Consider the following 20,115-nt stretch of genomic DNA (forward strand, 5'->3'; position numbering starts at 1 on the left):
AAAAGCTGCCTGCGCAGACTACATCTGCGCCATGGCAAATGATCCTCTGGCAAATGACCCGCTGGCAAATCATCCGCTCCGCGATTTCGTCGGCCGGCACGAACGTCTGTTCGTGCTGACCGGTGCCGGCTGCAGCACCAATTCGGGCATTCCCGATTATCGCGACAGCCACGGCAACTGGAAGCGGACCCAGCCGGTGAACTTCCAGGCCTTCATGTCGGATGAGCATACGCGCCGGCGCTATTGGGCGCGCAGCCTGATCGGCTGGCGGCGCTTTGGCCAGGCGAAGCCGAACGATGCGCATCACGCGCTCGCCCGGCTCGAGGCGAGCGGGCGTTGCGGTATGCTGCTAACCCAGAACGTCGACCGGCTGCATCAATCCGCCGGCCATCGCCAGGTGATCGACCTGCACGGCCGGCTCGATCTGGTCCGCTGCATGGGCTGCGGCCAAAAGACGCCGCGGAGCGAATTCCAGGAGACGCTCGGCCACGCCAATGCGGAATGGTTGACGCTCGATGCCGCCGATGCGCCCGACGGCGACGCCGACCTGGAGCATGCGGATTTTTCGTCGTTCAAGGTGCCTGCCTGCGAGGCCTGCGGCGGCATCCTCAAGCCCGATGTCGTGTTCTTCGGCGAGAACGTCCCGCGCGACGTGGTCGCTACCGCGCAGGATCATCTGGCGCAGGCCGACGCCATGCTCATCGTCGGCTCGTCACTGATGGTCTATTCCGGCTTCCGCTTCGTGCAGGCTGCCGCGCACCGGCAAATCCCGATCGCTGCGGTCAATCTCGGACGCACCCGCGCCGATGATCTCCTCACGCTGAAGGTCGAGGAGCGCTGCGAAGCGGCGCTTGCATTCCTGCTCTGATCGCGCGGGCTGCGAACACGCCTTGCCTATTGCATAGGTGCCAAGCAGAATAGCCGGAAGCGGTATGTCCTCGTCGTCCATGGCATGGAAATTGCTCCGCTTTTAGCCTCAGTCTTGACGATCAGCACGGAGAATTTGGAATGCTTGAGGGAGCCGAGGTGCGGCTTGCCGTCGATATCGGTGGCACGTTCACCGATATCGTGCTGGACGTGGGGCAGGATCGCAAGACGCGCAAGCTGCTGACGACGCCGCAGCGGCCCGAACAGGCAGTGCTCGATGGCATGCGGCTCATTCTCGCTGATGCGCGCGCCCATATCAGCGACATCGACGTCTTCATTCACGGCACGACGCTCGCGACCAACGCCATCATCGAGCGTCGCGGCGCCAAGACGGCGCTGATCGCGACCGAGGGCTTTCGCGACGTGCTCGATATCGGCACCGAGAGCCGCTACGACCAGTATGACCTCACCATCGACAAGCCGAAGCCGCTGGCGCCGCGGTCCCTGCGCTTCACGGTCCCCGAGCGCATCGACGCCCACGGTGCCGTCCGCCTCCCGTTGAACGAAACGGCGGTGCGTGCGCTCGCGCCAAGATTGCGCGCGCTGAACGTCGAGAGCGTCGCGATCGCCTTCCTGCACTCCTACGCCAATCCCGAGCACGAGCGCCGCGTGGCCGCGATCATCAGCGAGGAGATGCCCGGCATTTCCGTGACCGTATCGTCCGCGGTATGCCCGGAGATCCGCGAATATGAGCGCACATCGACTGCGGTTGCCAACGCCTATGTGCAACCGCTGATCGACGGTTATCTCGCCCGCATGTCCGATGCCTTGCAGGTCGAGCAGTACCGCGGCGCGATCTATCTCGTCACCTCCGGCGGCGGTGTCACCTCGATCGAGACGGCACGGCGCTTTCCGGTGCGCCTTGTCGAATCCGGTCCTGCCGGCGGCGCCATTTTCGCGGCGCAGATCGCGGCGCGTCTCGGCGAGACCAAGGTGCTGTCCTTCGACATGGGCGGCACCACGGCAAAGATCTGCCTGATCGAAAAATACCAGCCCGAGACCTCGCGCGTGTTCGAGGTCGATCGCGCCGCGCGCTTCCTGAAAGGTTCGGGTCTTCCGGTGCGGATTCCCGTGATCGAGATGGTGGAGATCGGCGCCGGCGGCGGCTCGATCGCTCATGTCGACGCGATGAAGCGCGTCACGGTCGGCCCCGAGAGTGCCTCGTCGGAGCCCGGCCCCGCCTGCTACGGCCGCGGCGGCCTGCGCCCGGCCGTGACGGATGCCGACGTTGCGCTCGGCATGATCGATCCCGACGCCTTTGCGGGTGGAACGATCAAGCTCGACCCTGAACTCTCGAAGCAGGCGCTGCTGCGCAGCGTCGGCGAGCCGCTCGGCTTGTCGGCGGAAACCGCGGCCTATGCCGTGCACGAAGTCGTCTGCGAGAACATGGCGAGTGCGGCGCGCGTGCATGCGGTCGAACGCGGCGAGATTGTCGGTCAGCACACGCTGATCGCCTTCGGCGGCGCGGCACCACTGCATGCGGCGCGCGTCGCCGAGAAGATCGGCGTCTCCCGCGTGATCGTACCTTCCAATGCTGGCGTGGGTTCGGCCGTTGGCTTCCTTGCGGCTCCGATCGCCTATGAGCTGGTGCGCAGCCGTCATGTTCGGCTCGACGATTTCGACACCGAAGGGGTCTCCGACCTGCTCCAGGAGATGGTGACCGAAGCGCGTGCTCTGGTTGAGACGGGTGCTGCCGGGGCGCCGGTCCGCGAGCGCCGCGCGGCCTTCATGCGCTATGTCGGCCAGGGCCACGAGATCTCGATCGAGTTGCCGAACCGGCGGTTGGCGACGACCGATCTGGCCGGCCTGCGCCAGAAGTTCGAAGCGGATTATGCGGCGATGTTCGAGCGGTCGATCCCGGGCGCTGCGATCGAGGTCTTGAGCTGGTCGGTGCTCGCGACCACCGAGGCGCGCAATCCGCCGCGCGTCGCCGATGTAGCACGCATGCCCGCCGGCAAGGCGTCGGGTAGCCGAAAATTCTTCGACGGCCGGGCAGGGGAGGTGATCGAGATTCCGCTGTATCGCCGCGAGGACATGGCGCCGGGCGCGACCATCGCCGGCCCCGCCGTGATCGCGGAGGACGAGACGTCAACTTTCGTCTCGACCAGTTTTGACGCCCATATCGACGGTGCCGGCAGCATCGTCATGGAACGGAAGGCGGCCTGATCATGAGCAAGGCAAGCGGCGCGAGCCTGATCGACCTTCAGATCATGTGGCACCGGCTGATCGCCGTGGTCGAGGAGCAGGCGCAGGTGCTGCTCCGCACTGCGTTCAGCCCGATCGTGCGCGAATGCGGCGATCTCTCGGCCGGCGTGTTCGACCTCAAGGGGCGAATGCTGGCGCAGGCGGTGACCGGCACGCCCGGCCACGTCAATTCGATGGCGGAATCGGTCAAGCACTTCATCGCCCACTTCCCGATCGAGACGATGAAAGAAGGCGACGCCTACATCACCAACGATCCCTGGATGGGCACCGGCCATCTCAACGATTTCGTCGTCACCACGCCCTGCTTCAAGGACGGCAAGCCGGTCGCGCTGTTTTCCTGCACCAGCCATCTCATGGACATCGGCGGCATCGGCTTCGGGCCCGATGCCACCGACGTGTTCATGGAGGGGCTCTACATCCCCATGCTGAAGCTGATCGACCAGGGCGTCGTCAACGAGACGCTGATGGCGATGATCCGCACCAACACGCGGCTGCCGATCGACACCGAGGGCGACACCTATTCGCTCGCCGGCTGCAACGACGTCGGCTGCGAGCGCCTGGTCGAGATGATGACCGAGTTCGGCATCGACACGCTCGACGAACTCGGCGACTACATTTGCGACCGCTCGCGCGAGGCTGTGCTGGCCGAGATCGCAAAGCTGCCGAAGGGCAGCTGGCGCAACACCATGGTTGTCGACGGCTATGACGCGCCGGTCACGCTGGCCGCCACGCTGACGATCTCGGACGAAGGCATCCACGTCGATTTCGAAGGCACCTCGGCCGCGTCCAGGTTCGGCATCAACGTGCCTCTGTCCTACACCATCGCCTACACCGTGTTCGGTCTCGGCTGCGTCGTCGCCTCGCAGATCCCGAACAATGCCGGCTCGCTCTCGCCGCTGACGGTGTCGGCTCCCCCGGGCGCGATCCTCAATGCGCCGAAGCCGGCGCCGGTCGCCTCGCGTCATATTATCGGCCAGATGCTGCCCGACGTCGTGTTCGGCTGCCTGCGCCAGATCATTCCCGAGCGCGTGCCCGCGGAAGGCACCTCGTGCCTGTGGAATCTCAACGTGCGCGGACAGACCCGCTCGGGCGCCGGCGGCAATTACGGATTCTCGATGGCGGTGACCTCCAATGGCGGCACCGGCGCGCGTTTCGCGAAGGACGGGCTGTCGGCGACCGCCTATCCCAGCGGCGTGCGCGGCACGCCGGTCGAGATCGCCGAGACGCAGACGCCGCTGATCTTCTGGCGCAAGGAACTGCGTCCGGATTCCGGCGGGGCAGGGCGCACCCGCGGCGGCCTCGGCCAGATCATCGAGGTCGGCAGCGGCGTCGATGCGCCGTTCGACATCCTGGCGGCATTCGACCGCATCGATCATCCGCCACGCGGCCGCGATGGCGGCAAGAACGGCGAGGCCGGCTATGTCGGCCTCAAGTCCGGCAAGAAGCTGCGTGGAAAAGGCTTTCAGCAGGTGCCGCCGGACGACCGCCTGGTGGTGCTGACACCAGGCGGCGCCGGCATCGGCGATCCCCGGGAGCGCGCGCCGACAGCCGTCAACGACGACATCGAAAGCGGCCTCGTGTCTGCCGACAACGCGGTTGCAGTTTATGGGTATACGCGATGACGCCTCAGGCGTCGTGCGCGTAGCGAACGGAGGGGCTCAATGATCACGCGACGGAATTTTACCACGGGCGCAGCGACGCTGCTCGCAGCCGGCCACATCTCGACCCGCGCGCGGGCGGCGACGGTGAGCTGGGACATGTCGACGGTATGGCCCGACGGCAATTTCCACACCCAGAACGCGTTTGCCTTCGCGGAAGAGGTGAAGAAGCAGAGCGGCGGCTCGGTCGCGATCACCGTGAAGGCCGGTGGCCAGCTCGGCTTCAAGGGCCCCGAGCATCTGCGCGCCGTGCGCGACGGCCTGGTGCCGCTTGCCGACGTCCTCAACATCCAGCAGGTCGGCGACGAGCCCTTCATGGGCGTCGAAAGCATTCCCTTTCTCTGCGGCTCCATGGACGAATTGAAGGTGCTGCACAAATATGTGCGGCCCGAATACGAGAAGGTCGCCGCGCGCAACAACCAGAAAATTCTCTACATCGTGCCGTGGCCGACGCAATATCTGCACCTCAAGGTCAAGGTCGCCGATGTCGACGGATTGAAGAACATCAAGATCCGCGTGCCCGACAAGAACGCCGTCGACATGCTGGCCGTGGTCGGCATGGCGCCGGTGATGATTCCGTGGGGCGAGACCATCCCGGCGTTGGCCTCGGGCGCGGTCTCCGGCGTATCCACCTCGGCGGTGTCGGGCGTCGACGGAAAATTCTGGGAATTCCTGAAATACGTCTACCCGACTAACCACGTCTGGTCGTCGCAGATGCTCACCGTCAACCTCGATTCCTGGAAGGCACTGAGCGCCGATCAGCAGCAGCTTGTCTCCAGCATTGCCGCCAAGATGGAGCCGGCCTTCTGGGAGAACTCGCTCAAGGCCGACGTCGACAGTCTCAACCGCCTGAAGGAAGGCGGCATGGAGGTGGTGCCGGTTTCGGAGGGGATGATCACGGACATCCGAGCCAAGACCGCGCCGCAGCTCGACGCGTTCCTCAAGCGCGTGCCCGCGGCCGACAAGCCGGTGCGGGCTTATCTCGCCGAAATGAAGCGCTGAGAACCAGGCCATGGTCAGCGTTTCGCCCGCGGCTCCGCATAGTCTCAACGCAGCGGCGCCCGCGCCGCTGCGCATCCTGCTTGACGGCATCGACCGTCTTGGCCGGCTGGACGGCTGGATCGGTGGCGGCTGCCTCTTGATGCTGACGCTGCTGATGCTGTGCGAGGTCGCAACGCGCTTCCTCTCGAACTTCCTGCCGTTCTTTCCGCCCACGATCTCGATCGCGTGGGAGTATTCCTCCTATCTGATGGCGGCGTCGTTCACCTTCGGTGCTGCCATGACGCTGCGCGTCGGCGGCCATATCCGTGTCGTGCTGCTGCTCAAGAACGTGCCGGCGCCGGTGCAGCGCGCGATGGAGGTGCTCGCCGCATTGGCAGGTTTCGTCTTCATGGCGTTCCTTTCGTCCTCGATGGCGAAGTTCGCCTGGGGCGCCTTCATCCGCGGCCAGGTGTCGACCTCGAGCGATACCCCGCTGTGGTTTCCGCAGGCCGTCGTCACCTTCGGAATGCTGCTGCTCACGCTGCAGTTCCTGGCGCGTGCAATTCAGGCGGCGCTCGGTCTGCCGCTGGAGGATCACCGCATGAAGGCCTCTCCCGTCGAATGACCGCACCGCTCACTGTCGGACACAAGATCGCATGACCATCGAAGTCGTCAGCCTGTTCGTGATCCTGTTTGCACTATTGGCGGGCGGCCTGTGGATCGGTCTCACGCTCGCGCTCACCGCGACGCTGTTGCTGGCGATGTTCCGCTCGATCCCGCTCGACAAGCTGCTGCCGCAATACGCCTGGAACATTTTGACGACGCAGGAACTGCTGGCGTTGCCGCTGTTCATCCTGATGGGCGAGCTGCTGTTTCGCACCCGCTTGTCACGTTCGCTGTTCCAGGGGTTGGCGCCCTGGGCGGGGCTTCTGCCGGGTCGTCTTCTGCATGTGAACGTGATCGGCTGCACCATCTTCGCGGCGATATCCGGCTCGTCGGCGGCGACCACGCAGGTGATCGGCCGCATGTCGCTGAACGAACTGCTGCGCCGCGGCTATTCCCGCGACATCGCGATCGGCTCGCTCGCCGGCGCTGGCACGCTCGGCTTTCTGATCCCGCCGTCCAACATCATGATCATCTACGGCGTGCTGGGCGACGTTTCGATCTTGAAACTGTTCACGGCGGGCGTGCTGCCCGGCCTGCTGCTGGCCGGCACCTTCATGGGGTGGGTGATGCTGCACACGACCCTCAACCCCAGCATGGTTCCGGAGAGCGAAGCCAAGCTGTCGCAGGTGCCGTGGGGAGAGCGCTTCGCCGCGTTGAAGGACTTGGCACCGGCGCTGTTCCTGATCGCCTGCGTGCTCGGCTCGATGTATGGCGGGCTGGCGACGCCGTCGGAGGCCGCCGCGGTCGGCGTGCTCGGCGCGGCGCTGGTCGCCTGGGCGCAAGGCTCGATGTCGCAGCAGGTGATGCGCGACGTGCTGATCGGCTCGGTCGTGACCTGCTCGATGATCGCGCTGATCGTGCTCGGCGCCTCGATCCTCGGCAACGCCGCGGCCTTCCTCGGCATCCCACAGGCAGTCGCCGCCTTCGTGAAGGGGCTCGGGCTGTCGCCCTTCATGCTGATCGTGGTGCTGATTATCTTCTATCTGATCCTCGGCTGCTTCCTCGACGGCTTCTCGATGATCGTGATGACGCTGCCGATCGTACTGCCTATCGTGAAGGGCGCGGGCTTCGACGAGATCTGGTTCGGCATCTTCCTCGTGCTCGCGGTCGAGATGGCGCAGATCACGCCGCCGGTAGGCTTCAACCTGTTCGTGATCCAGGGCTTGACCGAGGACGGCCTCGGCTACATCGCGCGCGTCACGATGCCGTATCTGCTCATCATGGTGGGCTTCGTGCTGCTGCTGACGCTCTGGCCCGGCATCGTCACGATCCTCCCGAGGGTGCTGTACGGCTAGACTTACGCCGTCCCGGTGGTGCCACCGGGACGGCGTCGCGATTGTTCAGTCCTTACGCCGCGGCCTTCTTCCGCGCCTGCTCGGCCTTGTACAGCTCGAACTCTTCCGCGATCGCCCTGGCGATCGACGGCCGTTGACGCAGGCGTTCGTAATAGGCCTTCACGTTCGGCCATTTGGCGAGCTCGATCGGCGGCGTCGCCATGGTCCAGTTGATGACCGTGACGAGATAGGCGTCGGCGACGCTGAAATGGTCGAGCAGGAAGTCGCGCCCCTTCAGGTAATTGTCGAGATAGTCCAGCCGCGACAGGTTCTTCTCCAGCGCATAGGCTTTCATCTCCTGCGGCGCCTTGCGATCGAGCACCGGGATGAACAGGCCCTTGTGCAACTCGGTGCCGATGAAGCAGAGCCATTGATGCAGCCGCGTGCGATCGATGCCCGCCGCGGCGCCGAGGCCCGATTGCGGGAAGCGGTCGGCGATATATTGCAGGATCGCGGCGTTCTCGGTCAGCACCACGCCCTCGTCGGTACGCAGCGTCGGCACCAGGCCGATCGGGTTCACGGTACGGAAATCGGTGCCGTCGCTCAGCACTTTCTTGGTCGGCGGATCGACTTCGAGATAATTGGCCTCGGCGCCGGCTTCATACAGCGCGACGCGGGTCGCCATCGAGCAGGCGAGCGGCGAGAAATAAAGATCCATCTTGAGCCTCCTTGGGCAATTCTTCGATGTGACTTTTGGAGTGTCGCTCAACCTGGCCAGATTGATTTTTGTACTGTCTTGCATATTATAGGGGCGGTCAAGGATTAAATTGCGACATGGTACAAAAATCGAAGCCGCCAGCTGCTGCCGGTGAACCCAAACGCCGCGGCCGTCCGCGCGCCTATGAACCCGACGTCGCGCTTGGCAAGGCGCTCGACCTGTTCCGCACGCAGGGTTTCGCCGCGACCTCGCTCGACGATCTCAGCGAAGCCACCGGCATGAATCGCCCGAGCCTCTATGGTGCCTTCGGCGACAAGCGCGAGCTCTACATCAAGAGCTACCAGCGCTACCGCGAGGAAGCGCGCGCATCGATGGTGGAGATCTTTCGCCAGGAGATGCCCGTGCGCCGGCGGCTGGAGCGCATCTTCGCCTCTGCGCTGAACATCTATCTCTCCGGCGAGACTGGCCCGCGCGGCTGCTTCACCGTGGTCACGGCGGCCTCCGAAGCGGTCGGCGATCCCGACATCCGCGCCATGGTGCTCGATGGCCTTAACGAGCTCGACAAGGCATTTGCGAGTTGCTTCCGCCGCGCCAAGGAGAAGGGCGAGTTGCCCGAGAGCGCCGATCCCGCCGTGCTGGCGCAGCTCGCATCCGCGACCGTGCACTCGATCGCCATTCGTTCGCGCGCGCGTGTGTCGCGAAAGGAGCTCGAGGCGATCGTGAAGGGGGCGATCGACGTGATGGTGGGCGGAAAGAGCTAGGCGGTTGCGTGGCGCGAGCTATCTCCCAAACGTCGTCCTGGCGAAAGCCAGGACCCATAGCCACCGAATCTGGTTTGGCGAAGATTCGGAGTTGCCGCCGTCGCGCCGCAGCTCCTCCCTGGGGTAATGGGTCCTGGCTTTCGCCAGGACGACACTGAGTTTGTAGCCCGCTACGCCGCGCGAATATGCGCGAGGAAACGATCCACTTCGTCACGCAGCCGCTGCGATTGTTTTGACAGCTCGATCGCCGAGCCCAAGACTTCCTCCGCCGCTGTTCCCGTCGCGGCGATGCCTGCGGTGACGCCCGCGATGTTTTGCGAGACCTCGCCGGTACGGGCGGCTGCCTGCTGGACGTTCTGCGCGATCTCCTGCGTCGCGGTGCCCTGCTGGCCGACGGCGGCGGCAATCGCGGCGGAGATCTCGTCGACCTCCTGGATCGTTGCGCAGATCGACTGGATGCCGTCCACTGCGCCGGTGGTCTCGCCCTGTACCGCCGTCACCTGCGCGCCGATCTCCTCGGTCGCCTTGGCGGTCTGGGTTGCCAACGCCTTCACCTCGGAGGCGACCACCGCAAAGCCGCGGCCGGCTTCGCCCGCGCGCGCCGCCTCGATCGTCGCGTTGAGGGCCAGCAGATTGGTTTGCTCGGCAATGCCGCTGATGAAGGAGACGACGTCGCCGATTTTTTGCGCGGCGTCGGCCAGACTCTGCACGCGCTCATTCGATCGTCGTCCGTCGCTCGCAGCTTTGCCGACCACCGCAGTCGCGTGCGCAAGGCGCCGGCTGATCTCGGTCATCGACGACGACAGCTCTTCCGCGGCGGCGGCAACCGTCTGCACATTCTCCGAGGCGAGCGCCGAGGCCGACGACACCGTGCCGGTCTGCTGCCGTGACCGCTCGACGATATCAGACATCGAGCGCGCCGTGTTCTCCATCTCGACCGCGGCCGAGGAGACCGTGGTGACGACGTCGCGGATGCTGGCTTCGAAATTGTCGGCGAGCGCGGCGAACGCGCGTCGCTTCTCCGCTTCGGACTGCGCCTTGGCCTCGAGCTGATCGGCCTGGAGCTTGTTGAAGCTCATCGCATTGTCGCGAAACACCGCGACCGCCCTCATCATCGCGCCGACTTCGTCGTTTGCCTTGCTGACGGGAACCGCGACATCGAGGTGTCCGTCAGCCAGCTCGCGCATCACGGTGGTGATGGAGATGATCGGACGCGAGATGCTGCGGGCGATGAGATAGCCGACGATTGCGGCGAGCACGAGCCCGAGCGCGGCGATGCCGAATGCCAGCAACCAGGCACGGTCGGCGGAGGCCACGTAGTCGGCATTGTCCATCACAAGCTCGACCGCGCCGAGCGACTTGCCGGAAAAATCTCTGATCGGTCCGAGCAGCGCGGCCACCGGCGTGGTGTCGAGCTTGGCCTGCCGTACCGTGAAGTCGCCGCCGGCGGCGCGGCCGTAATCGGCCGCGTCGAAGAAGCTCTTGCCCTTCAGCGTGCCGCCGAACAGCTTGAAGCCGCCGCCATCGGCGAGATGGAAGGCGATGTCGACATGGCGGTTGGTCTTGAAATCGTCGAGGAAGGACTGGCCGAAGGTCAGGCCAAACTCCACGGAACCGAGATGCTTGCCACCTTGTGCGATCGGCACGACACCGCGGATGCCGAGCCCGGCCAGGCCGCCCTCGAGGCCGACCACGACCTTGCGGTCCTGGTTGGCGATGATCACTGTTTTGCGGAAGCCAGAGAGGTCGTCGCCGAATTTGGCGGGTTGGTGCACGCGCAGGAACGAGGTCGCGGGTGCCAGGTGGAACTGGAACTGTTCGACGCCGTACTCCGACTTGGTGGCGGCAAACACCGGCCCGAACAGGCTGACAAGGGCGTTGCGATCCTGTTTGGCCATCGCGTCCTGCGTCGCCGGCATCGCGGCCACGACGGCGCTCATGGCGGCGGCCCGTTGGGATTCCTCGGCGATGCGCGATTGCAGGGCATCGTAATGGCTGCGCAGTTCGCGCTGGTCGGCGCGGTCGATGATGCCCGCGATGATCCACATCGCCCCGAGCACCGCAAAGAGCGCGGTCGCCGCGGCCGTCACCGCCAGCGCAACCGTGATCCGCATCCTGAGGCCGAGGCTCGCCCGCATGTCCGACTCGTTCTTTGACTGTTGGTTAAGAACGACTATCAACTTCTCGCTAAGAGAGGGTGAACGGGATACCGGCGAGCGATCCGTGATCTTACGGGTTCGGGCGCTACGTGCGGTCTCAGTACCCCCGCGCCCGGTCCACCACGTTCTCCAGCACACCACCCGCCTCGAACCGCGCGATCTGCTCGGCGACATAGGCCGAGATCGCATCGGCGTCGGTGTCGGCGGCGTTGTGTGGCGTCAGCAACACCTTGGGGTGGGTCCAGAACCGGCTGTCCGCCGGCTGCGGTTCCTGCACGAAGACGTCGAGCGAGGCGGCGCCCAGTGTGCCGTCGTCGAGGCAGGCCAGGATGTCGGCTTCGTTTTGAAGGCCGCCGCGGCCGGCGTTGATCAGCACGGGCGCGCCGAGCGGGCTTTTGCGGTTGAGCTTGGTGAAGACGTCGCGGTTGAGGATGCCGTTTGTATCAGGCGTCAGCGGCAACAGGCTGACGAGGATATCGGTCGTGCGCAGGAACGCGTCGATCTGCCCAGCGCCATGGAAGCAATCGACGCCCGCGATGGTGCGCGGGCTGCGGCTCCAGCCGGCGACGCGGAAACCAAGCCGCCGCAGCACATCGGCCGCGTCAGCGCCGAGCGTGCCCAGTCCCATGACACCGACCGTGACGGCGCTCGCCGGCCATTGATATGTCGGCTTCCAGCGCTTGTCGCGTTGCGACTGGCGCAGATAGAGCTCCTGGCGGTGGTGCATCAGCACGTGCTGCACGACGTATTCGGTCATGCGGCCGGTCAGATCGGGCACGGCGACGCGCACCAGCGGCACGCCGGGCAGGCTCTTGTCCGCCATTAGCGCATCGACACCGGCACCCAGATTGAAGATCGCCCGCAGATTGGGGAAAGAGCCGAGGTCGCCCGGCACCGGCTTCCACACTGCGGCATAGTGCACCTCGGCCGGATCGAGCCCGGCATCGGGCAGCAGCACCACGCGGCGGCCGCCGCAGACCGCGTCGAACCGGGCCTTCCAGCGCTCCGGCAGCCAGTTCTGCTGCGTGCTGTTGATCAGGACGGCCAGTATGCCCACGGTCATTCGAAGTGCCTCATAAGGTTCCGCTTTTGGTGCCTCTCCTTGGCACGATCTGTCGGACTTTTCTTGCAATTTTTTTCCGCAGCCATGTCGGGGCGGGGCATAGTGGATCGTCTTCAAAACAAGCGTTCAGAGAAGGTGCTGCCCATGCTTTATGCGATCCTTTGCTATCATGACGAGGACTTCGTCGGCTCCTGGAGCAAGGACCAGGACGAGGCCGTGATGAAGAAGCTCGCCGTGGTGCAGGAAGATCTCGCGAAGCAGGGCAGGCTCGGCCCCGTGGCGCGGCTGCTGCCGACCACTGCGGCAGCGACGCTGCGCAAGGAAGACCCGCCGTTGGTGCTTGACGGCCCCTATGCGGAGACCAAGGAGCAGTTGCTCGGCTTCTATATCGTCGATTGCAAGAACCTCGACGAGGCGCTCGACGTTGCGCGCGACCTCGGATCGGCCAATCCCGGCGGCGCCTATGAGGTGCGCCCCGTGGGCGTGTTCAGGCCCGGAGGGAATCTAACGTGAGCGAGGCCGATACCGCCTGGATCGAGACCGCGCTGACCTCGGCGCGCCCTCAGGCGGTCGGCGCGCTGCTGCGCTATTTCCGCGATCTCGACACCGCCGAGGAAGCCTTTCAGAACGCTTGCCTGCGTGCGCTGAAGACCTGGCCGCAGAACGGACCGCCGCGCGATCCCGCGGCCTGGCTGATCATGGTCGGCCGCAACGTTGCCATCGACGAGGTGCGCCGCACCCGCAAGCAGCAGCCGCTGCCGGAGGACGACCAGGCGATCTCCGATCTTGACGACGCCGAGGGCGCGCTCGCCGAGCGGCTCGACGGCTCGCACTATCGCGACGACATCTTGCGGCTGATGTTCATCTGCTGCCATCCAGGGCTGCCGGCGACGCAGCAGATCGCGCTGGCACTCCGTATCGTCTGCGGCCTGACGGTGAAGCAGATCGCGCGTGCCTTCCTGGTGTCGGAGACTGCGATGGAGCAGCGCATCACCCGCGCCAAGGCGAAGGTCGCCGAGGCCGGGACGCCGTTCGAAACGCCGGGCGCGGTCGAGCGCTCGGAGCGGCTCGCCGGTGTCGCCGCGATGATCTATTTGATCTTCAACGAGGGTTATTCGGCGAGCGGCGACACCGCCGAAATCAGAAAGCCGCTGTGCGAGGAAGCGATCCGGCTGGCGCGGCTGCTGTTGCGGCTGTTCCAGAGCGAGCCGGAGATCATGGGGCTCACGGCGCTCATCTTGTTGCAGCATGCGCGCAGTGCCTCGCGCTTTGCCGCGGATGGCTCGCTGATCCTGCTGGACGACCAGGACCGGTCGCTGTGGAACGGCACCATGATCGCGGAAGGCCTCGCGCTGATCGACAAGGCGATACGCCATCGCCGCAGTGGGCCCTACCAGATCCAGGCCGCCATCGCCGCGCTGCATGCCTGCGCGTCGGCGCCCGAGGAGACCGACTGGGCGCAGATCGACCTGCTCTATGGTGCGCTGGAGGTGGTGCAGCCCTCGCCGGTGGTGACGCTCAACCGCGCGGTCGCGGTGTCCAAGGTGCGCGGACCGCAAGCCGCGCTCGACCTGATCGAGCCGCTGGCGCCGAAGCTTGCCAATTACTTCCATTTCTACGGCGTGCGCGGCGCCTTCCTGATGCAGCTTGGCCGCAATGACGAAGCCCGTGTCGCCTTCGACCGGGCGATCGCCCTTGCCAACACGTCCGCAGAAGCTGCCCACATCCGCATGCATCTCGATCGCCTGATCCGGGACAGCCAGCCGAAGGGCGCCAATGGCGGCGCCAGGCAGGGCGCGAAGGTGAAGTAGCGCAGGATGTCCCCACACCGTCATGCCCGGCCATGACGGCAGCGCCAAAAAATTCATTCCGAATTGTCGGCCCTGACCTCCTCCCTTCGTCCTAGGGCCGTATCCAGGGAGCCCATTCATGCTGAAAGCCATTGCCGTCATCGCCATCCTGTTCGTGGTCGGAATTGTGGGCGTGCTCGTCATCGCCCTGACGAAGCCCGACACATTCCGCGTCGAACGCAGCCTCGCCGTGAAAGCGCCGGCCAATGCGGTCTATCCTTTGGTCGCCGATTTCCATCGCTGGACAGCCTGGTCACCCTACGAGGGCCGCGATCCCGCCATGAAGCGCACCTTCGGCGGAACTGCGGAAGGAAGGGGTGCGACCTATGCCTGGGACGGCAACAACAATGTCGGCGCCGGTCATATGGAGATCCTCGAGGCGAGTGCGTCGTCAAAACTCCGCATCAAGCTCGATTTCGAGCGGCCTTTCGAAGGCCACAACACCGCCGAGTTCACCTTTGTGCCGCAAGGCGATGCCACATTGGTCACGTGGGCGATGTCTGGTCCGGCCCCGTTCCTGTCCAAGGTCATGCAGGTGTTCATCAACATGGACAGCATGATCGGCAAGGATTTCGAGGCCGGCCTCGCCGGCCTGAAGAAGCTCACAGAGAAGTAGCGCCCCCGCTGCCCACGGAAGTGAAGAGGAGTGAAACGATGCTCAATCCCTATCTGTTCTATCAGGACACCTGCGAAGCGGCGTTCAATCATTACGCCAAGGTTCTCGGCGGCAAGATCGACGCCATGATGCGTTCATCGGATGCGCCGCCGGAGATGGCCGCCGCGCCCGGCCGGGAGAAGACGATCATGCATGCGCGGATGTCGCTGCCCGACGGCAGCGTGTTGATGGCCTCCGACGCACCGGGCGAGCATTTTCAAAAGCCCCAGGGCTTTTCGATCTCGTTCACGGTTGCGGACCCCGCAGAGGGCGAGCGCAAGTTCAACGCGCTCGCCGACGGCGGTACCGTTACCATGCCCTTCGCCAAGACATTCTGGGCCAAGGGCTTTGGCATGTGCGTCGACAAGTTCGGCATTCCCTGGATGGTGAACTGCCCGGCCGAGGGAATGTGACAGGCGCGATCGCCTGACGCGCCAAGCAGCGATCCCCTCTCCTCGACGATGCGGGAGAGGGGCCGCGTGCCCTCTCAGCGGATCGATCCGGTCACGTCGTCGCTCGGTGGTTCGGACGACGGAACGCAGCGCAGGCAGATCACGAGCTTCGTGCCGAGCTGCCTGTCATTCTCCGCTTCGATTTCGTCATGGATTGCCCACCACGCCGCGGAGTACGGGCGCAAGGTGCCGAGCACTCTTTCCCGCTCCTGATTCGGATCACTCACTGCTGGAGCTTGGTTCACCACACGACGCTTTATGACGGAGGGGCGGTTCGGATCCTGACCGAGGCCGTCCCATGCGATCGGACGGCGTTCCTGCGCAGGCGCGACCGCGCATCCCATGAGCGTTGCGCAAAAAGTGAGCAAGACAAAGCCGTGTCGCATCATGCCGGACCCTTGGGTGTTGTATGCAACGCGCAAACTCCACATGTGGAAGCTTGCGTCGCACCGCTCAAATGGAACCTAAGGGAAACGCGTGGCCGACATGGCCGAATATGGATTTTGTTGTCGCACCACATTGCGAGAGCAGTGAGGCCGCTTCGTGAAATGATGCGGACCGCATCGCACAACAACTGGCGCAATATTAGGCTGTGAACTCCGTGACAGAATCGATAACTATTCCTTCACAAATTCTACAAACTGGGGCGGGCGGACTTGGAAGGGGAGCGACCGATGGCGGCGGCGCTGCAGATCAACTTTGCACTTTGGGGTATGCTCATCTGCGCGAGCATGGAATTGACCCAGATGATCCAGAGGTTTTATTAGGCCTCACGAAGCGCGTGCCCGGCGCAATTTTGCCGGCGTGCTTGTTTGCTAGCTCACGAGCAACGCGATGAGCGTGAAGCTGACGCTCGCGATCACGATCATCGAGACGATGTAGTTGCGCGGCCCTGCCGTGCGTGCGGACGGTCTCCGCCGTCGCGGCGGCTCGCCTATCTGCCGTTTGGGCTCCGTCGGTGCGCCCGCAGCTTCTGCGCCAGGGCCAACGTACTTCACATAAAGCTCCAGCAGCCGCAGCTCGGACGCAAGGTCCATGAGGCCCTCGCGCTCGCGCCGCGACAGCAATTCGAATTCGACGGTCTCTTCGGAGCTCAGCGGGCCAAGGACGATGCGTCCCCGGTCCGACAGGCGGTAGCGAAAATCGATGGGCTGCACAGCCTGCGACCCGTTTGAAAACGAGCAACCCTGAAAAAGCGTAACCATCCTAATCTGTGACCACTGCTGAGAATATGACGCCGCCGCGGCCTCAGTCTGGCCGGCATCATCATAGACGGTCGGGAAAAGCCGGAAACGGCGTAAATTGGGCAGCCATTGCGAAACGCTTGAGCGGATTTCGTGCCCGGATAGGCGGAATTTTGAAGGATTGCCTAATCGCCGGACAGCGCCGGATTCAACCCGGGCACACCGCTTGCGTCCGCCTGATCATCACCGGCAGCGCGGGTAGATCGCGGCGAGCTCGCGCCCCTTCAGCAACAGCAACCGCGAGGTGAGGCCGCCGTGGCGGCTGATCCAGTCGTGCACCGGGCCGGGATAGGCTTGGAGCACCGCTTCGGATGCTTCCGGCTCGGCTGTGAAGCGCCCACGTCGATCGACCGAGCGCGCCGCATGAAAGCCGAGCACGGCACGCTTGGTGACGCAAATCCGCTCGCCCGGCACGATGCTCAGCAACAACGTGCAGGCGGACAGGCAGGGACCGTCGATCACCACGCGCTCGCCGCTCTCGCGCACCTTCTCGAACAGATCGAGGAACGGCCCGACCCGTCCGCCGGGCGACTGGATGATGCGGAGTTCGGCCAAGGCAGGCGCGGCGGCGAGCAGCGCGGATGCGAGCATCAAGGCTTTGAGGAAGGTGACGCGTCGCATGAAGCCTCCGCGAATTCGGTGCTGTAGGGTGGTTAGCGAAGCGTAACCCACCCTACAAGGTTCTACCCGTTCCGCCGTTCGCCGCGCAGCGTCGGCAGGCCGATGCCCGCCGCATCGAAGCCGCCATCGACGGCCAAAATTTGGCCGGTGATGTAGCTCGATCGTTCCGAGCACAGGAAGTAGATGGCTTCGGCGAGTTCCTCTTCGAGGCCGTAGCGGTTGAGCGGGATGGCGTCGTGATAGTCGGCGCGGATCTCCCTGGTGTGCACCTGCTTCGCCATCGCGGTGTCGACCGGCCCCGGCGCGACCGCGTTGACGCGGATGTTGAGCGACGCGAGCTCGACCGCGAGCTGCTTGGTGAGGTGCGCGAGGCCCGCCTTGCTGGTGCCGTAGGCCGAGCGCAGCGTCGAGGCGCGCACCGCCGAGATCGAGGTGATGTTGACGATGGCGCCGCCATTGCCGTCGCGCATCAGCGGCACCGCCGCCTTGGTGCAGAGGAACGGGCCGGTGAGGTTGACCTCGAGCACGCGCCGCCAATCGGTCTCCGACGTCTCCATCAGCGGCGCGAACACGGCAATGCCGGCATTGTTGACGAGCGCGTCGAGCCGGCCAAACCGCCGCTCGATCGTCGTCATCGCGGCGGCAACCGCGGCTGCGTCCGAGACGTCGCAGGTGAGCGCCAGCGTGGCCTCGTCCCGGCCGATCTCGGCGACGGCGCGGCCGAGCAGCTCGCCCTCGATGTCGAGCAGCGCCACCCGCCAGCCCTCAGCCAAAAACTTCTTCGCGGTCGCAAGGCCGATGCCGCGCGCGGCTCCGGTGACGAGGGCGATTTTCTGCGGGGAGGCGGTCATAGCTTGTCCGTGGTTCGGGAATTGAAGCGGTCTCCCTACCATGAAAGCCGCAAGGAGACGCGACAAACTATCGCGCCTTGAGCTCTTCGAGGCTCTCCTTTTGCAGCCGCGCCAGGCAGCCTAGGCCAGCTCCGCCGTGGCGCGCTGCATGTTGGCCGACATGTCGGCCGTCACGATGCTCTGTTCCTCGACCGCGGCGGCGGTGGAGGCGATGAACTCGTTGACGCCGGCGATCGCGACCTTGATTGCCGTCAGCGAGCTCGCAACGTCGCCGGAGATGGTGTTCAGCGCGTCGATTTCGGAGGTGATGGTGTCGGTCGCCTGCTTGGCCTGGTTGGCGAGACTCTTCACCTCGGAGGCGACCACGGCGAAGCCGCGGCCGGCTTCGCCCGCGCGCGCCGATTCGATCGTGGCGTTGAGCGCGAGCAGGTTGATCTGGCCGGTGATGCCCGAGATCATCTCGACGATGCCGCTCATCGCCTGCGCCGCCGCGTTCAGCCGCTGCGCCTGGCCGTCGGCGGCCTCGACGCGGGTGGTCGCTACCTTCGAGGTCTCGCGCGACTTCGCCATGGTCGCGGAGATCTCGCGGATCGAGGCGCTCATCTCTTCGCTGCCGGCCGCGACCGCCTCGATCAGACCGCGCGCGTTGTCGGCCTTCTTGCGGCCGATCGCCTGCGCGGTGATGTCGGTGGCATATTTCACCACCTTGTAGGGTTTGCCATTGAGGTCGAGGATCGGGTTGTAGGACGCCTGGATCCAGATCTCGCGGCCGCCCTTGGCGATCCGCTTGTATTCGGCGGCCTGGTATTCACCGCGGTTGAGCGTCTCCCAGAACTGGCGGTAGGCCGCCGAATTCTTCTCGTTCGGCTCGACGAACATGGAGTGGTGCTGTCCCTTGATCTCGGCCAGCGAATAGCCCATCGCCTTGAGGAAGTTCTCGTTGGCGGTGCGGATCGTCCCGTCCATGTTGAACTCGATCACCGCCTGCGATTTCTGGATCGCGGCGAGCTGACCGTCGTTGTCGGCCGCCTTCATCTTCTGCGCGGTGACGTCGGTCGCGAACTTCACTACCTTGAACGGCTTGCCGGTCTCGTCGAGGATCGGGTTGTAGGTCGCCAGGATCCAGATCTCCTTGCCCCCCTTGCCGAGCCGCTTGTATTCGGCAGCCTCGAACTGGCCGCGGTTCAGCCGCGCCCAGAAGTCGGCATAGGCCGCGCTGGCGCGATCCTCCGGCGTCACGAACATACTGTGGTGCTTGCCCTGGATCTCGTCGAGCGAGTAGCCCACCGCGCCCAGGAAATTCTCGTTGGCGGTGACGATGGTGCCGTCCATGTTGAATTCGATCACAGCCTGGGCACGGCTGATCGCGGCGATCTTGCCCGCGTCCTCGATGGTCCTCATCTTGGAAGCCGTGATGTCGGTTGCGAACTTGATGAAGCTCACCACCTTGCCGTTCTCGTCGCGCAGCGGCGCGTAGGAGGCATGGACCCAGACTTCCCTGCCGTTCTTGCCGAAGCGCTTGTATTGCGTGGTCTGGAACTCGCCGCGGTTCAGGCTGGCCCAGAAGTCGCGGTAACGGGCGCTCTCGCGTTCAGTCGGGCTGACGAAGATGCTGTGATGCTTGCCCTTGATCTCCGAGAGCGTATAGCCGCTCATCTTGAGGAGATTCTCATTGGCATCGAGAATGGTGCCGTCGAGGCCGAATTCGATCACGGCCTGCGAGCGATCGAGTGCTTCGACTTCTGCGATCGCGTGCCGGGTCTTGCTGCTTTGGAAATTGAACACGTGATGCTCCGAGCAATGTTCTTCGGAGCGAAGCGGCAGGGTCGCCATGCCGTCTCGCCTGCTTAGAAAAATTGCACGAGCTTGTTGAGCAATTGTAAACCCTTGCAGCAATTCGCACTTGTTCCGTAGTTCCCGCATGCGCCGGCCATGTCGCTCTGCTTACAGGCATTCCGGATTCATGTGCACGGCGGAGTTCATAGGCCGGGCCGTATTTGTACGGAGCGCGGATCGCAGTATTTTTCGCG

General features: G+C 64.7%; 19 protein-coding genes. 11 read left to right on the forward strand and 8 right to left on the reverse strand.

Features of this window, described 5'->3' with window-relative positions; translation table 11 throughout:
* Nucleotides 1–31 precede the first annotated feature (31 nt).
* From JQ591_RS03590 to JQ591_RS03615, 6 genes are all read left to right on the forward strand, one after another.
* On the forward strand, nucleotides 32–868 hold the full coding sequence (locus JQ591_RS03590; RefSeq protein WP_249136379.1) for an NAD-dependent protein deacetylase: 837 nt from the start codon (nucleotides 32–34) through the stop codon (nucleotides 866–868).
* Between the two features lie 140 nt (nucleotides 869–1,008).
* Nucleotides 1,009–3,093 carry a hydantoinase/oxoprolinase family protein gene (locus JQ591_RS03595; protein WP_211394656.1) on the forward strand — a complete coding sequence of 695 codons (2,085 nt, stop codon included), beginning with the start codon at nucleotides 1,009–1,011 and terminating at the stop codon, nucleotides 3,091–3,093.
* Nucleotides 3,094–3,095: 2 nt separating this feature from the next.
* A complete protein-coding gene (locus JQ591_RS03600) occupies nucleotides 3,096–4,754 on the forward strand; it encodes a hydantoinase B/oxoprolinase family protein (RefSeq protein ID WP_211394657.1) in 1,659 nt (552 codons plus the stop codon).
* A 39-nt stretch (nucleotides 4,755–4,793) separates the two neighbouring features.
* Nucleotides 4,794–5,792, forward strand: a complete 999-nt coding sequence (locus JQ591_RS03605) for a TRAP transporter substrate-binding protein (protein ID WP_211394658.1) — start codon at nucleotides 4,794–4,796, stop codon at nucleotides 5,790–5,792.
* Between the two features lie 10 nt (nucleotides 5,793–5,802).
* On the forward strand, nucleotides 5,803–6,396 hold the full coding sequence (locus JQ591_RS03610) for a TRAP transporter small permease subunit (RefSeq protein ID WP_211394659.1): 594 nt from the start codon (nucleotides 5,803–5,805) through the stop codon (nucleotides 6,394–6,396).
* Between the two features lie 31 nt (nucleotides 6,397–6,427).
* Nucleotides 6,428–7,732, forward strand: coding sequence for a TRAP transporter large permease (locus tag JQ591_RS03615; protein WP_211394660.1), 1,305 nt, complete (start codon nucleotides 6,428–6,430; stop codon nucleotides 7,730–7,732).
* Nucleotides 7,733–7,784: 52 nt separating this feature from the next.
* Here the strand turns inward: JQ591_RS03615 and JQ591_RS03620 are convergent, their stop codons facing one another.
* Nucleotides 7,785–8,429 (reverse strand): glutathione binding-like protein, encoded by a 645-nt coding sequence (locus JQ591_RS03620; protein ID WP_211394661.1) that lies wholly within the window; start codon nucleotides 8,427–8,429, stop codon nucleotides 7,785–7,787.
* Nucleotides 8,430–8,545: 116 nt separating this feature from the next.
* Here JQ591_RS03620 and JQ591_RS03625 point away from each other — a divergent pair, with 116 nt between their 5' ends.
* Complete coding sequence (locus tag JQ591_RS03625; RefSeq protein WP_211394662.1) at nucleotides 8,546–9,190, forward strand: TetR/AcrR family transcriptional regulator; 645 nt, start codon at nucleotides 8,546–8,548, stop codon at nucleotides 9,188–9,190.
* Nucleotides 9,191–9,360: 170 nt separating this feature from the next.
* Here JQ591_RS03625 and JQ591_RS03630 read toward each other — a convergent pair whose 3' ends face one another.
* Together JQ591_RS03630 and JQ591_RS03635 are read right to left on the reverse strand one after the other, a co-directional pair.
* On the reverse strand, nucleotides 9,361–11,328 hold the full coding sequence (locus JQ591_RS03630) for a methyl-accepting chemotaxis protein (RefSeq protein WP_211394663.1): 1,968 nt from the start codon (nucleotides 11,326–11,328) through the stop codon (nucleotides 9,361–9,363).
* A gap of 118 nt (nucleotides 11,329–11,446) precedes the next feature.
* A complete protein-coding gene (locus JQ591_RS03635) occupies nucleotides 11,447–12,412 on the reverse strand; it encodes a 2-hydroxyacid dehydrogenase (RefSeq protein ID WP_211394664.1) in 966 nt (321 codons plus the stop codon).
* 144 nt (nucleotides 12,413–12,556) lie between these two features.
* Here JQ591_RS03635 and JQ591_RS03640 point away from each other — a divergent pair, with 144 nt between their 5' ends.
* From JQ591_RS03640 to JQ591_RS03655, 4 genes are all read left to right on the forward strand, one after another.
* Nucleotides 12,557–12,925: a YciI family protein gene (locus JQ591_RS03640; RefSeq protein WP_211394665.1), complete on the forward strand. Its 369-nt coding sequence runs from the start codon at nucleotides 12,557–12,559 to the stop codon at nucleotides 12,923–12,925.
* Nucleotides 12,922–14,223: an RNA polymerase sigma factor gene (locus JQ591_RS03645; protein ID WP_211394666.1), complete on the forward strand. Its 1,302-nt coding sequence runs from the start codon at nucleotides 12,922–12,924 to the stop codon at nucleotides 14,221–14,223. The genes JQ591_RS03640 and JQ591_RS03645 overlap by 4 nt, the downstream gene beginning before the upstream one ends.
* Nucleotides 14,224–14,341: 118 nt before the next feature.
* Nucleotides 14,342–14,878: an SRPBCC family protein gene (locus JQ591_RS03650; RefSeq protein WP_211394667.1), complete on the forward strand. Its 537-nt coding sequence runs from the start codon at nucleotides 14,342–14,344 to the stop codon at nucleotides 14,876–14,878.
* 38 nt (nucleotides 14,879–14,916) lie between these two features.
* Nucleotides 14,917–15,330 carry a VOC family protein gene (locus JQ591_RS03655; RefSeq protein WP_211394668.1) on the forward strand — a complete coding sequence of 138 codons (414 nt, stop codon included), beginning with the start codon at nucleotides 14,917–14,919 and terminating at the stop codon, nucleotides 15,328–15,330.
* A 74-nt stretch (nucleotides 15,331–15,404) separates the two neighbouring features.
* Here JQ591_RS03655 and JQ591_RS03660 read toward each other — a convergent pair whose 3' ends face one another.
* From JQ591_RS03660 to JQ591_RS03680, 5 genes are all read right to left on the reverse strand, one after another.
* Complete coding sequence (locus JQ591_RS03660) at nucleotides 15,405–15,758, reverse strand: hypothetical protein (protein WP_211394669.1); 354 nt, start codon at nucleotides 15,756–15,758, stop codon at nucleotides 15,405–15,407.
* 426 nt (nucleotides 15,759–16,184) lie between these two features.
* A complete protein-coding gene (locus tag JQ591_RS03665) occupies nucleotides 16,185–16,526 on the reverse strand; it encodes a hypothetical protein (protein ID WP_211394670.1) in 342 nt (113 codons plus the stop codon).
* Nucleotides 16,527–16,796: 270 nt separating this feature from the next.
* The gene (locus JQ591_RS03670; protein WP_211394671.1) at nucleotides 16,797–17,234 is read right to left on the reverse strand and encodes a hypothetical protein; all 438 of its coding nucleotides are present in this window, start codon (nucleotides 17,232–17,234) and stop codon (nucleotides 16,797–16,799) included.
* 62 nt (nucleotides 17,235–17,296) lie between these two features.
* Nucleotides 17,297–18,085: an SDR family NAD(P)-dependent oxidoreductase gene (locus JQ591_RS03675; protein ID WP_211394672.1), complete on the reverse strand. Its 789-nt coding sequence runs from the start codon at nucleotides 18,083–18,085 to the stop codon at nucleotides 17,297–17,299.
* A 120-nt stretch (nucleotides 18,086–18,205) separates the two neighbouring features.
* Nucleotides 18,206–19,870, reverse strand: a complete 1,665-nt coding sequence (locus JQ591_RS03680; RefSeq protein ID WP_211394673.1) for a methyl-accepting chemotaxis protein — start codon at nucleotides 19,868–19,870, stop codon at nucleotides 18,206–18,208.
* Nucleotides 19,871–20,115 lie beyond the last annotated feature (245 nt).

This window comes from Bradyrhizobium canariense, from assembly GCF_018130465.1.
Classification (GTDB): domain Bacteria; phylum Pseudomonadota; class Alphaproteobacteria; order Rhizobiales; family Xanthobacteraceae; genus Bradyrhizobium; species Bradyrhizobium canariense_C.